15 protein-coding genes are annotated in these 13,335 nt (G+C 71.0%); 10 read left to right on the top strand and 5 right to left on the bottom strand.

Features of this window, described 5'->3' with window-relative positions:
• Window positions 1-33 precede the first annotated feature (33 nt).
• From deoC to ACGFZQ_RS07380, 3 genes are read left to right on the top strand one after another with little or no spacing between them, the layout of a single operon-like run.
• Window positions 34-984 (top strand): deoxyribose-phosphate aldolase, encoded by a 951-nt coding sequence (deoC, locus tag ACGFZQ_RS07390; RefSeq protein WP_393839867.1) that lies wholly within the window; start codon window positions 34-36, stop codon window positions 982-984.
• A gap of 21 nt (window positions 985-1,005) precedes the next feature.
• Window positions 1,006-2,442 (top strand): aldehyde dehydrogenase family protein, encoded by a 1,437-nt coding sequence (locus ACGFZQ_RS07385; RefSeq protein ID WP_351741335.1) that lies wholly within the window; start codon window positions 1,006-1,008, stop codon window positions 2,440-2,442.
• The gene (locus tag ACGFZQ_RS07380; RefSeq protein WP_393839533.1) at window positions 2,435-3,343 is read left to right on the top strand and encodes an aldehyde dehydrogenase family protein; all 909 of its coding nucleotides are present in this window, start codon (window positions 2,435-2,437) and stop codon (window positions 3,341-3,343) included. Before ACGFZQ_RS07385 ends, ACGFZQ_RS07380 begins: the two co-directional genes overlap by 8 nt.
• 74 nt (window positions 3,344-3,417) lie before the next feature.
• Here the strand turns inward: ACGFZQ_RS07380 and ACGFZQ_RS07375 are convergent, their stop codons facing one another.
• Entirely contained in the window at window positions 3,418-3,825 is a 408-nt protein-coding gene (locus ACGFZQ_RS07375; RefSeq protein ID WP_351741330.1) for a hypothetical protein, read from the bottom strand.
• Window positions 3,826-3,952: 127 nt separating this feature from the next.
• Between ACGFZQ_RS07375 and ACGFZQ_RS07370 the strand changes: the two genes are divergently transcribed.
• The gene (locus ACGFZQ_RS07370; protein WP_393839532.1) at window positions 3,953-4,588 is read left to right on the top strand and encodes a uridine kinase; all 636 of its coding nucleotides are present in this window, start codon (window positions 3,953-3,955) and stop codon (window positions 4,586-4,588) included.
• Window positions 4,589-4,819: 231 nt separating this feature from the next.
• Here the strand turns inward: ACGFZQ_RS07370 and ACGFZQ_RS07365 are convergent, their stop codons facing one another.
• Window positions 4,820-5,557, bottom strand: coding sequence for a SigE family RNA polymerase sigma factor (locus ACGFZQ_RS07365; protein WP_382533187.1), 738 nt, complete (start codon window positions 5,555-5,557; stop codon window positions 4,820-4,822).
• Window positions 5,558-5,797: 240 nt separating this feature from the next.
• Between ACGFZQ_RS07365 and afsQ1 the strand changes: the two genes are divergently transcribed.
• From afsQ1 to ACGFZQ_RS07340, 5 genes are all read left to right on the top strand, one after another.
• Window positions 5,798-6,475 carry a two-component system response regulator AfsQ1 gene (gene afsQ1 / locus ACGFZQ_RS07360; protein ID WP_174855921.1) on the top strand — a complete coding sequence of 226 codons (678 nt, stop codon included), beginning with the start codon at window positions 5,798-5,800 and terminating at the stop codon, window positions 6,473-6,475.
• Window positions 6,472-8,037, top strand: coding sequence for an ATP-binding protein (locus ACGFZQ_RS07355; protein WP_393839531.1), 1,566 nt, complete (start codon window positions 6,472-6,474; stop codon window positions 8,035-8,037). Before afsQ1 ends, ACGFZQ_RS07355 begins: the two co-directional genes overlap by 4 nt.
• Window positions 8,037-8,639, top strand: a complete 603-nt coding sequence (locus tag ACGFZQ_RS07350; protein WP_393839530.1) for a hypothetical protein — start codon at window positions 8,037-8,039, stop codon at window positions 8,637-8,639. Before ACGFZQ_RS07355 ends, ACGFZQ_RS07350 begins: the two co-directional genes overlap by 1 nt.
• A gap of 103 nt (window positions 8,640-8,742) precedes the next feature.
• On the top strand, window positions 8,743-9,294 hold the full coding sequence (locus tag ACGFZQ_RS07345) for a VanZ family protein (RefSeq protein WP_393839529.1): 552 nt from the start codon (window positions 8,743-8,745) through the stop codon (window positions 9,292-9,294).
• 111 nt (window positions 9,295-9,405) lie between these two features.
• Window positions 9,406-9,603 carry a PspC domain-containing protein gene (locus ACGFZQ_RS07340; protein WP_351693125.1) on the top strand — a complete coding sequence of 66 codons (198 nt, stop codon included), beginning with the start codon at window positions 9,406-9,408 and terminating at the stop codon, window positions 9,601-9,603.
• A gap of 82 nt (window positions 9,604-9,685) precedes the next feature.
• On the opposite strand, the gene ACGFZQ_RS07335 is transcribed toward ACGFZQ_RS07340, so the two are convergent.
• The gene (locus ACGFZQ_RS07335) at window positions 9,686-10,039 is read right to left on the bottom strand and encodes an ATP-binding protein (RefSeq protein ID WP_393839528.1); all 354 of its coding nucleotides are present in this window, start codon (window positions 10,037-10,039) and stop codon (window positions 9,686-9,688) included.
• Window positions 10,040-10,194: 155 nt separating this feature from the next.
• Window positions 10,195-11,352: an adenosine deaminase gene (locus ACGFZQ_RS07330; RefSeq protein WP_393839527.1), complete on the bottom strand. Its 1,158-nt coding sequence runs from the start codon at window positions 11,350-11,352 to the stop codon at window positions 10,195-10,197.
• Window positions 11,353-11,486: 134 nt separating this feature from the next.
• On the opposite strand from ACGFZQ_RS07330, the gene ACGFZQ_RS07325 reads away from it, so the two are divergent.
• Window positions 11,487-12,251, top strand: coding sequence for a prolyl oligopeptidase family serine peptidase (locus tag ACGFZQ_RS07325; protein ID WP_351748724.1), 765 nt, complete (start codon window positions 11,487-11,489; stop codon window positions 12,249-12,251).
• 100 nt (window positions 12,252-12,351) lie between these two features.
• Here ACGFZQ_RS07325 and ACGFZQ_RS07320 read toward each other — a convergent pair whose 3' ends face one another.
• Complete coding sequence (locus tag ACGFZQ_RS07320; protein ID WP_351748723.1) at window positions 12,352-13,305, bottom strand: LysR family transcriptional regulator; 954 nt, start codon at window positions 13,303-13,305, stop codon at window positions 12,352-12,354.
• Between the last annotated feature and the right edge of the window lie 30 nt (window positions 13,306-13,335).

Below are 13,335 nucleotides of genomic sequence, written 5' to 3'. Positions count from 1 at the left end.
CGCTACGCGCGTAGATATGCTCGGGTGGTGACCATGCCCACCACCGCACCCCACGCACTTGCTGACGTCACCGCGTCCGACAGCACGCTGCGCCGCTTCCTCCACGGGCTGCCCGGCGTCGACGCGGTCGGCCTGGAGGCGCGTGCCGCCTCCCTCGGCACCCGTTCCATCAAGACCACCGCGAAGGCGTACGCCATCGACCTCGCCATCTCGATGGTCGACCTGACGACGCTGGAAGGCGCGGACACCCCGGGCAAGGTCCGGGCGCTCGGCGCCAAGGCGGTCCACCCGGACCCGACGGACCGTACGACCCCCGCCACGGCCGCCGTCTGTGTCTATCCCGACATGGTGACCGCCGCCAAGGAGGCCGTCGCCGGCTCCGGTGTCAAGGTCGCCTCGGTCGCCACCGCCTTCCCGGCGGGCCGCGCGGCGCTGCCGGTCAAGCTCGCCGACGTGCGGGACGCGGTGGCCGCGGGTGCCGACGAGATCGACATGGTCATCGACCGCGGCGCGTTCCTCGCGGGGAACTACCGCAAGGTGTTCGACGAGATCGTCGCCGTGAAGGAGGCCTCGGGCGCCGCCCGGCTCAAGGTCATCTTCGAGACCGGCGAGCTGTCGACGTACGACAACATCCGCCGGGCCTCCTGGCTGGGCATGCTCGCCGGCGCCGACTTCATCAAGACCTCCACCGGCAAGGTGGCGGTGAACGCGACCCCGGCGAACACCCTGCTCATGCTGGAGGCCGTGCGCGACTTCCGCGCGCAGACCGGCGTCCAGGTCGGCGTCAAGCCCGCCGGCGGCATCCGGACCAGCAAGGACGCGATCAAGTTCCTCGTCCTGGTGAACGAGACCGCGGGCACGGACTGGCTGGACAACCACTGGTTCCGCTTCGGCGCCTCCTCGCTCCTGAACGACCTGCTGATGCAGCGTCAGAAGCTGGCCACCGGCCGCTACTCCGGCCCCGACTACGTGACGGTGGACTGATCGACCATGGCCAAGGAAAAGATGACCACCGCATTCGAGTACGCACCGGCGCCCGAGTCCCGCTCCGTCGTCGACATCGCGCCCGCCTACGGCCTCTTCATCGACGGCGAGTTCACCGACGCGGCCGACGGCCAGGTCTTCAAGACCGTCAGCCCCAGCACCGAGGAGGTCCTCTCCGAGGTCGCCCGAGCGGGTGCCGAGGACGTCGACCGGGCCGTCGCGGCCGCCCGCAAGGCCTTCGTGAAGTGGTCCGCGCTGCCGGGCTCCGAGCGCGCCAAGTACCTCTTCCGCATCGCCCGCATCATCCAGGAACGCAGCCGTGAGCTGGCCGTCCTGGAGACGCTGGACAACGGCAAGCCCATCAAGGAGACCCGCGACGCCGACCTCCCCCTGGTCGCCGCGCACTTCTTCTACTACGCGGGCTGGGCCGACAAGCTCGACCACGCCGGCTTCGGCGCGGACCCGCGGCCGCTCGGTGTGGCCGGCCAGGTCATCCCCTGGAACTTCCCGCTCCTGATGCTGGCGTGGAAGATCGCCCCGGCGCTGGCCACCGGCAACACGGTCGTCCTCAAGCCGGCGGAGACCACGCCCCTTTCGGCTCTCTTCTTCGCGGACATCTGCCGTCAGGCGGGCCTGCCCAGGGGCGTCGTCAACATCCTCCCCGGCTACGGCGACGCGGGCGCCGCGCTCGTCGCCCACCCGGACGTGAACAAGGTCGCCTTCACCGGCTCCACCGCCGTCGGCAAGGAGATCGCGCGCACGGTCGCCGGCAGCCGCAAGAAGCTCACCCTCGAACTGGGCGGCAAGGGCGCGAACATCGTCTTCGACGACGCCCCGATCGACCAGGCCGTCGAGGGCATCGTCACCGGCATCTTCTTCAACCAGGGCCAGGTCTGCTGCGCGGGCTCCCGGCTCCTCGTCCAGGAGTCGATCCACGACGAGCTGCTGGACTCCCTGAAGCGCCGCCTGTCCACACTTCGCCTCGGCGACCCGCTGGACAAGAACACCGACATCGGCGCGATCAACTCCGCGGAGCAGCTCGCGCGCATCACCTCCCTCGTCGAGCAGGGCGAGGCGGAGGGCGCCGAGCGCTGGTCCCCGGCCTGCGAGATCCCGTCCGCCGGCTACTGGTTCGCCCCGACGCTCTTCACGAACGTCACCCAGGCGCACACCGTCGCCCGCGACGAGATCTTCGGCCCGGTCCTGTCGGTCCTGACCTTCCGCACGCCCGACGAGGCCGTGGCGAAGGCCAACAACACGCCCTACGGCCTGTCCGCCGGCATCTGGACCGAGAAGGGCTCGCGGATCCTCGCCGTCGCGAACAAGCTGCGCGCGGGCGTGATCTGGTCCAACACGTTCAACAAGTTCGACCCCACCTCGCCGTTCGGCGGATACAAGGAGTCGGGCTTCGGCCGCGAGGGCGGCCGCCACGGTCTGGAGGCGTACCTCGATGTCTGAGAAGCCCAAGAACACTGAGCAGCAGCGTCTGAGCGTCTTCAAGACCTACAAGCTGTACGTCGGGGGCAAGTTCCCCCGCAGCGAGAGCGGCCGGGTGTACGAGGTGACCGACTCGAAGGGCAACTGGCTGGCCAACGCACCGCAGTCCTCCCGCAAGGACGCCCGGGACGCGGTCGTGGCCGCGCGCAAGGCGTTCGGCGGCTGGTCCGGGGCCACGGCCTACAACCGCGGTCAGGTCCTCTACCGCGTCGCGGAGATGCTGGAGGGCCGGCGGGACCAGTTCACGCGCGAGGTCGCGGACGCGGAGGGTCTCGGCAGGTCCAAGGCCGCCGCGGTGGTGGACGCGGCCATCGACCGCTGGGTCTGGTACGCGGGCTGGACCGACAAGATCGCCCAGGTGATCGGGGGCGGCAACCCGGTCGCGGGCCCGTTCTTCAACCTCTCCTCCCCCGAGCCGACCGGCGTGGTGGCGGTCCTGGCCCCGCAGGAGTCGTCGTTCCTGGGCCTGGTGTCCGTGGTCGCGCCCGTGATCGCGACCGGCAACACGGCGGTCGTCGTCGCCAGTGAGAAGTCCCCGCTCCCGGCCCTCTCCCTGGCCGAGGTGCTCGCCACCTCCGACGTCCCCGGTGGAGTCGTCAACGTCCTCTCCGGCCGTACGGCGGAGATCGCGGTGCCGCTCGCCGCCCACCAGGACGTCAACGCGATCGACCTCGCGGGCGCCGACGAGGCGCTGGCGAAGGAGCTGGAGATCGCGGCGGCCGACAACCTCAAGCGCGTGCTTCGTCCACAGCCTGTGGACTATGTCGAGACCCCGGGAACCGAGCGCCTGACGGCGTTCCTGGAGACGAAGACGGTCTGGCACCCGACGGGAGCGCTGGGCGCGTCCGGGTCTTCCTACTGATCCGTGTCCGTGTGGGGGGAACTGCGGGCCGGCCGTGGCCGGTCGCGCAGTTCCCCACGCCCGTCACGGGGCGCTCAACTCCCCGCGTTGTCCAGCGTCTGCCCCAGCACCGGGATCGCCCCGACCGACGGGGCCTGCGCCACCGGCCCCGTCAGCATCTTCGACGTCAGCGGCTGGAAGTCCGCCACCTGCGTCCCCACCCCGTTGTCCAGGGGGTCGACACCCGTGCCCGCCAGCGGGTTGGGCTTGAGCCCGGCCACCGGCCCCGTGACGTACGGCAGTACAGCCCCCAGCGCCCGCAGGCCCGCCTTCGGGTCGACGTGCCCGAGCGAGGTGGGCCGGGTCCGCACCAAGGGGTCCATGACGTGCTGGGTGTCCGCGGCGGCCGTCGCGGCGCCCGCGCCGAGCGCGACCCCTGCCGTGGCGAGTGCGACCAGGGCGCGTTGGGCGGTCGGAGTCGGGGAGGACGCGGTTCGGGCCATTGCTGATGCCACCTTCGGATGCGCAGGGTAATCAGGTCGACACTCAGGGTAGTTGAGGTGTGACTCACGCTCCAAAGCCGACCCGCGGGGTCGGCAGGAGGCCCCCCATGCGTCAAACTGGTGTTCCGTGAGCCTTCATCTCCCGTCCCCCGCCCGTGTCGTGCTGCTGTGCGGCCCCTCCGGCTCGGGCAAGTCACTCGTCGCCGCCCGTTCCGGGCTGCCCGTGCTGCGCCTCGACGACTTCTACAAGGAGGGCGACGACCCGACCCTGCCGCTGGTGGCGGGGAGTTCGGACATCGACTGGGACCACCCGGAGTCCTGGGACGCGGAGGTCGCGGTCGAGGCCATCGCCCGGCTCTGCGCCACGGGGTCGACGCCGGTGCCGGTGTACGACATCGCGCTGAGCGCCCGTACCGGCGAGGAGACGGTGCACATCGGCCGTACCCCGCTGTTCATCGCGGAGGGCATCTTCGCCGCCGAGATCGTGGAGCGCTGCCGGGAGCTGGGGCTGCTGGCCGACGCGCTCTGTCTGAACCGGGGCCCGATGCGGACCTTCCGGCGGCGCTTCCTGCGCGATCTCAAGGAGGGCCGCAAGTCGGTGCCGTTCCTGCTGCGCCGCGGCTGGCGGCTGATGCGCGCGGAGCGGGCGATCGTGGCCCGCCAGGTGTCGCTGGGCGCGCACCCGTGCGACCGGGACGAGGCGCTGGGCCGGCTGGCGACGGCCGCGGTGGGCCGGGGAACCCGGGACCGGACGCCGGCCTGACCGCCGTACGCGCGGACGTGACAAAAGAAGCGGGACTGGATGGACCCCCCGGCCCTCCAGTCCCGCTCCCCCGTCGCTCCGCCGAACACCCCCGTGTCCCCCGTGGCGGAGCTCCCCCGTGCTTTCCCCCGCGAGTCCCCCGGACTCGCTTCCCCCCGTGGGCCCTGACTCGCGTCCCCCGTGAGTCCCCCCAGGCCCTCCCCGTCGGGATCCCCCCGGATCCCCTTACCTTCAGGCGACAAGCTCCCCGAAGGCGCTCTCCTCGTCACGGCCGAAGCTGAGGACCTCGTCCTCACGCAGCCGGCGGAGCGACCGCCAGATGCTGGACTTCACCGTGCCGACACTGATGTCGAGGATCTCCGCGATCTCCGGGTCCGTGCGGCCCTCGTAGTAGCGCAGGACCAGCATGGTGCGCTGGAGTTCGGGGAGCCGGGCCAGCGCCTGCCACAGGACCGCGCGCAGCTCGGTGCCGCTCATCGCGTCCGTGTCGCCGGGCGTCTCCGGCAGTTCCTCGGTCGGGTACTCGTTGAGCTTGCGGCGCCGCCAGGCGCTGATGTGCAGGTTGGTCATCGTCCGCCGCAGGTAACCGCCCACGGCCGCCTTGTCGCTGATCCGGTCCCACGCCTTGTACGTCGAGAACAGCGCGCTCTGCAGCAGGTCCTCGGCCTCGAAGCGGTCACCGGTCAGGTGGTAGGCGGTCGCGTACAGGGAGGCGCGGCGCTCCTGGACGTAGGCGGTGAACTCCGCCTCGGTCAGCGAGCGACGCTCCCCCGTGTCCTCCCCGTATGCGGATCCCCCGTGTGCTTCCCCCGTGAAGCTGTCAACCACCGTCATGTAGCCGGTGTGCTGACGTCCGGTGCCGCGAGCGCACCCCCGCCCGCTCACGGCACCGGACTTCTCGGAACCCCGGTTCACGTCGTGCAGACGCGTGATCACTGCGCTGGTGCTGTGGCTGATCAGCGTGTTCATCTCGCGCCCCCCGTCGTGGACTTCCGGTAGTTCGGCTTGCTCAGGCGGTTTCCCTGCCCGTGCCGAGAACTCTGCCGGGCCACCTTCACGGCCGTATCCGCCGACTGTCACAGACCTGTCACAGGGGTTCGGCACAGAGAGTCCACACAAGATGCACAGATGGTGGCGCTACAGAGGTTTCCCGGCAGCTACCAGCCGCACAGGTCGTACGACAGGCCCCGCATGGGCCAGAATGAGCCCGTGCCTTCCCTGTTGCTGATCGAGGACGACGACGCCATCCGTACGGCCCTGGAGCTCTCACTGACGCGCCAGGGACACCGGGTGGCCACCGCTGCGACCGGTGAGGACGGTCTGAAGCTGTTGCGCGAGCAGCGGCCCGATCTGATCGTCCTCGACGTCATGCTGCCCGGCATCGACGGGTTCGAGGTGTGCCGGCGGATCCGGCGCACGGACCAGTTGCCGATCATTCTGCTGACCGCGCGCAGCGACGACATCGACGTGGTGGTCGGACTGGAGTCCGGCGCCGACGACTACGTCGTCAAACCCGTCCAGGGCCGGGTGCTCGACGCCCGGATCCGGGCCGTGCTGCGCCGCGGGGAGCGGGAGTCCAGCGACTCGGCGACCTACGGCAACGTCGTCATCGACCGGTCCGCGATGACCGTGACGAAGAACGGCGAGGATCTCCAGCTGACGCCGACCGAGCTGCGGCTGCTGCTCGAACTGAGCCGGCGGCCCGGGCAGGCGCTGTCCCGGCAGCAGTTGCTGCGGCTGGTCTGGGAGCACGACTACCTCGGTGACTCGCGGCTCGTGGACGCCTGTGTGCAGCGGCTGCGCGCCAAGGTGGAGGACGTGCCCTCCTCCCCGACCCTGATCCGTACCGTCCGTGGTGTCGGCTACCGCCTGGACGCTCCTCAGTGACGGACCGGCAAGGGGGTTTCCGCGGCTGGGCCGCGGATCGCAAGGGAGCCGTGTCCCGGCTGCGCTTCACCAGCCTGCGGCTGCGGCTCGTCGTGGTCTTCGGGCTCGTCGCGCTGACCGCGGCCGTGTCCGCGTCCGGCATCGCGTACTGGCTGAACCGCGAGGCCGTGCTCACCCGTACCCAGGACGCGGTGCTGCGCGACTTCCAGCAGGAGATGCAGAACCGGGCCGGCGTGCTGCCCATCCATCCCAGCCAGGACGAACTCCAGCGCACGGCCGGGCAGATGGCCAACAGCAGCCAGCGCTTCAGCGTGTTACTGGTCGGCCAGGACCCGGACGGCAAGACGGTGTACGGCAGTTCGGACGGGCTGAGCGCGTTCGCGCTCGACGACGTGCCCCGGTCGCTGCGCACGGCCGTCGACAAGCAGCAGAAGCCGGCCGACTCCAACAAGTCGGCGTACCACCTGTACTGGCAGCGGGTCGTCGACCACGGCACGCCGTACCTGGTCGCCGGGACCCGGCTGATCGGCGGCGGGCCGACCGGCTACATGATGAAGTCACTGGAGCCGGAGGCGAAGGACCTCAACTCGCTGGCGTGGTCGCTGGGGATCGCCACCGGGCTCGCGCTCATCGGCTCGGCGCTGCTCGCGCAGGCCGCCGCCACCACCGTGCTGAAGCCCGTGCACCGGCTGGGCGTCGCCGCGCGGCGGCTCGGCGAGGGCAAGCTGGACACCCGGCTGCGGGTGTCGGGGACGGACGAACTCGCCGATCTCTCCAGGACGTTCAACGACGCGGCCGAGGCGCTGGAGAAACGGGTCGACGACATGGCCGCGCGGGACGACGCCTCGCGCCGCTTCGTCGCCGACATGAGCCATGAACTCCGGACGCCGCTGACCGCGATCACCGCCGTGACCGAGATCCTGGAGGAGGAACTGGAGGCGGAGTCGGGGTCGATGGACCCGATGATCGAGCCCGCCGTCCGGCTGGTCGTCAGCGAGACGCGCCGCCTCAACGACCTCGTCGAGAACCTGATGGAGGTCACCCGCTTCGACGCCGGTACGGCCCGGCTGGTCCTCGACGACGTCGACATCGCCGACCAGATCACCGCCTGCATCGACGCCCGTGCCTGGCTGGACGCGGTGGACCTGGATGCCGAGCGCGGCATCCACGCCCGCCTCGACCCGCGCCGCCTCGACGTCATCCTCGCCAACCTGATCGGCAACGCCCTCAAGCACGGCGGTTCGCCGGTACGGGTGTCGGTGCGCATCGACCAGGAAGAAGGCGAGGATCTGGTGATCGCCGTACGCGACCACGGTCCGGGTATCCCCGAGGACGTCCTGCCGCACGTCTTCGACCGGTTCTACAAGGCGAGCGCCTCCCGGCCGCGCTCCGAGGGCAGCGGCCTGGGCCTGTCCATCGCCACGGAGAACGCCCGTATCCACGGCGGCACCATCACGGCCGCCAACTCCCCCGAGGGCGGCGCGGTGTTCACCCTGCGGCTGCCCCGGGACGCCTCGACGCTGACCGAGGAGAGCCAGGACGCCGGGGAGAAGGACGCCTGATGCACGTACGAAGACTCCTGGCCGTCGCCGGACTGGCGCTCGCGCTCTCCGGGTGCGGGATCCGGGCCACCGAGGTGCCCACCGACTTCGGCGGGGCGCCCTCGCGGGTGCCGTGCTCGATGACCCAGCCGGACCTGTCGGCGCAGTCCGCGCGCGGGGTGCCGGTGCAGGTGTTCCTGCTGTGCGGCTCCTCGCTGGTGACCGTGGACCGGGAGGTGCGGGTCCCGGAGGGTACGGCGGACGCGCAGCGGCGGGTGATCGTCGCCCAGGGGCTCCTCGACGAGCTCGCGGAGACACCCACGGCCGCCGAGAAGGCGGCGGGCTACACGACGTACGTGCGCGGCGGGATGTCGGTCGTCGGGCCCCGGCCCGGGGACCCCGAGGACACGCTGCGGCTGAGCACCTCGCCGGCGCAGCTGACGGCGTACGCGCTGGGCCAGATCGTGTGCACGCTCTCCGACTCGGCGGCGGCCGAGGGCGACGGGTCGGTGATCCTGGGCGGGCCGGGGCGGCAGCCGCTGCTGCGGTACGAGTGCACGGACGCGGTCCGGAACTCGCCGAGCGGGAACCGGCCGCCGGCCACCGAGGTTTCTTCCGGGTGAGGGGCGTCTCGGCGCCCGACGGCGCGCTCCACGTACCGTGTGTGGAAAGCCTCACCCCCTCGCATCCGGAACCGTTCGTGTGCGCGGGCGCGTCTACGGGGGCGTGCAGCGTCAAGGCTCCATCGGCGGCAGCGCCGCGATCCGCGTCCGTGTGACAGGGGGTGTCCTCCTTGTCGCACATCTCGCGTTCGTCGCCTGGCTGATGCTGCGGCCGCTGGACGTGCCGTGGGTGATGCCCGCCAACCTGCACCCGTTCGCCGGTATCCGCGCCGACCTGGCGCTGGGCCCGCGCGAGGCGGCCCACCGGATCGGTGAGGGCCTCGCACTGCTCGCCCCGCTGGGCGTGCTGCTCCCGATGGTGCACGGCCGGCTCCGCGTCTCCCCGCTCGCCTCCCTGATCCGTACCGCCGCCGCGGGCGCCCTGATCTCGCTCGGCATAGCGCTGTTGCAGACCGGGGTGCCGGGACGGGTGGTGGACGTCGACTCGGTCGTCCTCAACACGGTCGGCGTGATCGTCGCGCATCTGGCGGTGGTCCCGGCGGCCCGCGCCCGGCTCCGCGGGCGGCGTGCGCGGCGGCGGCCCGCGGCCCTCCCCCAGGAGGACACGGCTCAGGGTCGTACCCCGACGATTCCCAGGGTCGGGATCGCCCCGTAGAGCGACGCTTCGACCCGGTTCGTCTCCGTACCGTGGAGGGCAGATGAGGGGCCGCACGGGCCGCCTCGAACCGGACGCTCACAGCGCCGGACACTCATGAAGGAGACGCGGATGTCCAGGCTCGCCCGCCCCACCCATGGCCGCATGATCGGCGGAGTGTGCGCCGCGCTGGCCCGGCGCTTCGGCACCTCCGCGACCACGATGCGGGTGATCTTCCTGCTGTCCTGCCTGCTGCCGGGGCCGCAGTTCCTGCTCTACATCGCGCTGTGGATCCTCCTCCCCTCGGAGGAGAAGGCCACCGCCTGGTAACACCCGGGCAGGACAACGCCGTTGGGGCGCGCCGGAGGAATCCGGTGCGCCCCAACGGCGTTGCCGACCGGCCGGGGAGAGGTCAGCCGAGCGGAATCCCGTTCACCGGCAGGCCGTGGGTGGGCATGCCCTGGACCGGCAGTCCACCGAGGAGGCCGGCGACGGGCTTGGTCGGGCCGCCGGCGAGCAGCTGCTCGGCGGCCGGCTGGGCGGTGGCAAGACCGGCGGCGAGGGCGGTCCGCCCCTGCGCCAGGGCCTCACCGGCCCCCGGCAGGGCCTTGGAGACGTTCTCGGCCGGCAGCGTCTTGGTGACGGTGTCCAGGGCCTGCGAGGAGTCCGGGACGGCCGGGGCCGCACTGGCCGCACCCGCGCCGACAGCGGCGAAGGCGGCACCGAGAGCGGCGACACCGAGGGTCTTGGCAGCAGACTGCTTCATCGTTGATTGCGTCCTTGGAATACGGTGACGGGGATCTTTAAAAACGTGCTGAGCGGTCCACGACCGTAAACATGCCGAACCACCCACCGCAAACACCGAAATGCGGACGGCCGGCCGGATCCCGTCCGCTTTCCGTACCCCGTCAGGTCACCCGATCAGCCCTGTGGATCGACAGAACCGCTGGTGGAGGCGGTCTGCTGGAACAGCCATTCGGATTTCAGCTCCGCATAACCCGGCTTGACGACGTCATTGATCATGGCGAGTCGTTCATCGAAAGGAATGAACGCTGATTTCATCGCATTGACGGAGAACCACTGCAGATCATCGAGCGTGTAACCGAATGCCTCGACGAGGTGCTCGAATTCCCGGCTCATGCCGGTCCCGGACATCAGCCGGTTGTCGGTGTTCACGGTGGCCCGGAAGTGCAGCCGGCGCAGCAGCCCGATCGGGTGCTCGGCATAGGAGTCGGCGGCCCCGGTCTGGAGGTTGGAGCTCGGACACAGCTCCAGCGGGATCCGCTTGTCACGGACATAGGAGGCGAGGCGGCCGAGTTTGACCGTGCCGTCCTCGTGGACCTGGATGTCGTCGATGATCCGCACGCCGTGCCCGAGCCGGTCGGCGCCGCACCACTGGAGGGCCTGCCAGATGGACGGCAGCCCGAAGGCCTCGCCGGCGTGGATGGTGAAGTGGTTGTTCTCGCGCTTGAGGTACTCGAAGGCGTCGAGGTGCCGGGTGGGCGGGTAGCCGGCCTCGGCGCCGGCGATGTCGAAGCCGACGACGCCCAGGTCCCGGTAGCGGTTGGCCAGCTCGGCGATCTCCAGGGAGCGGGCCGCGTGCCGCATGGCGGTGAGCAGGGCGCCGACCCGGATCCGCCGGCCAGCCTCCCTGGCGAGCGTCTCGCCCTGCCGGAAGCCCTCGTTGACGGCCTCGACGACCTCTTCGAGGGACAGCCCCCTCTCGAGGTGCTGCTCGGGCGCATACCGCACCTCGGCGTATACGACGCCGTCCTCGGCGAGGTCCTCCGCGCACTCGCGCGCGACCCGCACCAGGGCGTCCCGGGTCTGCATGACTCCGACGGTGTGCGAGAAGGTCTCCAGGTACCGCTCCAGCGAACCGGAGTCGGCGGCCTCCCGGAACCAGACACCGAGCTTGTCCGGATCGGACTCGGGAAGCCCGGCGTACCCGGTCTCCCGGGCGAGGTCGGCGACGGTACCGGGGCGCAGACCGCCGTCCAGATGGTCGTGCAGCAGAACCTTCGGTGCCCGGCGGATCTGCTCCGGCGTCGGGGTGTTCGCGATGCTCTGGCTCGTCATTTCCGCACTGTAACTCCTACGCGCGTAGATCGCTCGGTACTCGGCGAATTCCGTTTCCCGTCGATGCCCGTCGATACGCAACGGTGACCGCACGGACGGGTCGCGTACACCGCTTCTTCTGACACTGTTCTGTCATGGCACAGCAATCGACGCCGGTCCGAACGGCCAGGCTGGGCAGGGCAGTCGGCCAGGAGCCGACGACGGTGAGCGGAGCGGTCCTGCTGCTCCCGGGCGGTGAGGAGGTCTCCGCCCGCAAGCCGTCCCTCGTTTGGGCGACGCCCTTCGTCCGCGCACTCGGACGCCGGCTCGCCCGGGACGGCCGGGACGAGGGACTGGCCGCGCACATCGTCCACTACCGCTACCGCGGCTGGAACGGCGGTGAGGCGCATCTCGCGGGGGACGCGAACTGGGCGGCCGACGAGGTGGTACGGCGGTACGGCGATGTCCCGGTGTGCCTGCTGGGTCTGGGCATGGGAGGCCGGGCCGCGCTGCGCGCGGGCGGCCACGAGGCCGTCAACTCCGTCGTCTCCATCGCCCCCTGGCTGCCGGAGGCGGACGAGACCGCGTCCGAGGAACCGGTACGGCAGCTGGTGGGGCGCCGGGTGCTGATCGTGCATGGCACGAACGACGAACGGACCGATCCGGAGCAGTCGTTCCGGCTGGCGGCGCGGGCGAAGAAGGCGAACCGGGAGGTGTGCCGGTTCGAGGTGCACTCGGACGGGCACGGGCTGCATCAGCACCGGGACGAAGTGCTGGCGCTGGCTTCGGACTTCGTGCTGGGGGCGTTGTTCGGGTACGCGGTTTCGCGGCCGGTGGAGGATGCGCTGGCTGCGCCGCCGCCGATCGGGTTGCGGATGCCGCTTGCGGCGGGGTTCGGGCGGTCGCTCCGTAGGGGGTGATGTTCAGTTTCGGCGTACGGGTGCGTGGTGGCTGGTCGCGCCCACGCGGCGGAGCCGCATATGGACAGAGCCCCGCGCCCCTGAAGGGGCGCGCTGTGCCCTAGGCGGGGAGCAAGTTGCCCCTTCTCGATAGCAGGAAACGCTTGAAGGCCGCCACCGGGGGCGTGTCCGGATGGCCCTGGAGCCACGCCACGCCGATTTCCCTCGCCGCCCTCGGGGCCGTGACCGTCAGTTCCACGACTCCCGGGCGGGGAAACGCGGGTGGGGGGAGCAACGCGACCCCCAGCCCGGCCGCCACCAAGCCCCTCAAGGTCTCCGCCTCCTCCCCCTCGAAGGCGATCCGCGGGCGGAAGCCGGCCTCCTTGCACAGGTCGTCGGTGATGCGGCGCAGACCGTAGCCCGGTTCCAGGGTCACGAACGTCTCGTCGGCCGCTTCGGCGAGGCGGATGCGCTTGCGGGCGGCCAGTGGGTGGTCGGCGGGAACCACCAGGCGCAGCTTCTGTTCGTCCAGGCGACGGGCGACCAGGTCGGGAGCGTCCGGGACCGGCGAGGTGAGGCACAGGTCCAGCTCGCCCGCCCGGAGCTTCTCGATCATCGCCTCGCCGTAGTTCTGGACGAGGCTGAAGCGGACCCGGGGGTGGTCGGCGCGGAAGGCCTGGAGGAGGCCGGGGACGGTCTCCGCGCCCATCGTGTGCAGGAACCCGAAGGCGACCTTGCCGGTGGTGGGGTCGGCGTCGGCGCGTACCTCGTCGGCGGCGCGCCGGACCTCGGCGAGGGCGCGTTCGACCGAGGTGAGGAAGGTGCGGCCGGCGGGGGTGAGGGAGACCGTGCGGCCGTGCCGGGTGAAGAGGCCGACGCCGAGGTCCTGCTCCAGGCGGGCCATCGCGCGGGAGAGGGTGGACTGCGGCACGTTGAGCTCCTGCGCGGCCCCGGTGACATGCTCCGTGCGGGCCACGCCGGCGAAGTACGCGAGGCGTGGAGCCAGCAACATCGTCATGTCTCCTGTGTCACTGTCCGGTGACAGGCGCTTCGCTGACCTCTGCTGATGCTCCATGGGAACGATTATGGCGATTCCATGCATTGG

Origin of the sequence: Streptomyces sp. NPDC048254, assembly GCF_043201895.1 — a bacterium.
Classification (GTDB): domain Bacteria; phylum Actinomycetota; class Actinomycetes; order Streptomycetales; family Streptomycetaceae; genus Streptomyces.
The sequence above is the reverse complement of the archived record's forward strand: the minus strand, read 5'-3'. Positions and strand labels throughout refer to the sequence as shown.

Coding starts and splice junctions, on each gene's coding strand:
- deoC (WP_393839867.1), top strand. CDS start 34: ATGCCCACCACCGCACCCCACGCACTTGCTGACGTCACCGCGTCCGAC.
- ACGFZQ_RS07385 (WP_351741335.1), top strand. CDS start 1,006: ATGACCACCGCATTCGAGTACGCACCGGCGCCCGAGTCCCGCTCCGTC.
- ACGFZQ_RS07380 (WP_393839533.1), top strand. CDS start 2,435: ATGTCTGAGAAGCCCAAGAACACTGAGCAGCAGCGTCTGAGCGTCTTC.
- ACGFZQ_RS07375 (WP_351741330.1), bottom strand. CDS start 3,825: ATGGCCCGAACCGCGTCCTCCCCGACTCCGACCGCCCAACGCGCCCTG.
- ACGFZQ_RS07365 (WP_382533187.1), bottom strand. CDS start 5,557: ATGAACACGCTGATCAGCCACAGCACCAGCGCAGTGATCACGCGTCTG.
- ACGFZQ_RS07350 (WP_393839530.1), top strand. CDS start 8,037: ATGCACGTACGAAGACTCCTGGCCGTCGCCGGACTGGCGCTCGCGCTC.
- ACGFZQ_RS07340 (WP_351693125.1), top strand. CDS start 9,406: ATGTCCAGGCTCGCCCGCCCCACCCATGGCCGCATGATCGGCGGAGTG.
- ACGFZQ_RS07335 (WP_393839528.1), bottom strand. CDS start 10,039: ATGAAGCAGTCTGCTGCCAAGACCCTCGGTGTCGCCGCTCTCGGTGCC.
- ACGFZQ_RS07330 (WP_393839527.1), bottom strand. CDS start 11,352: ATGACGAGCCAGAGCATCGCGAACACCCCGACGCCGGAGCAGATCCGC.
- ACGFZQ_RS07325 (WP_351748724.1), top strand. CDS start 11,487: ATGGCACAGCAATCGACGCCGGTCCGAACGGCCAGGCTGGGCAGGGCA.
- ACGFZQ_RS07320 (WP_351748723.1), bottom strand. CDS start 13,305: ATGGAGCATCAGCAGAGGTCAGCGAAGCGCCTGTCACCGGACAGTGAC.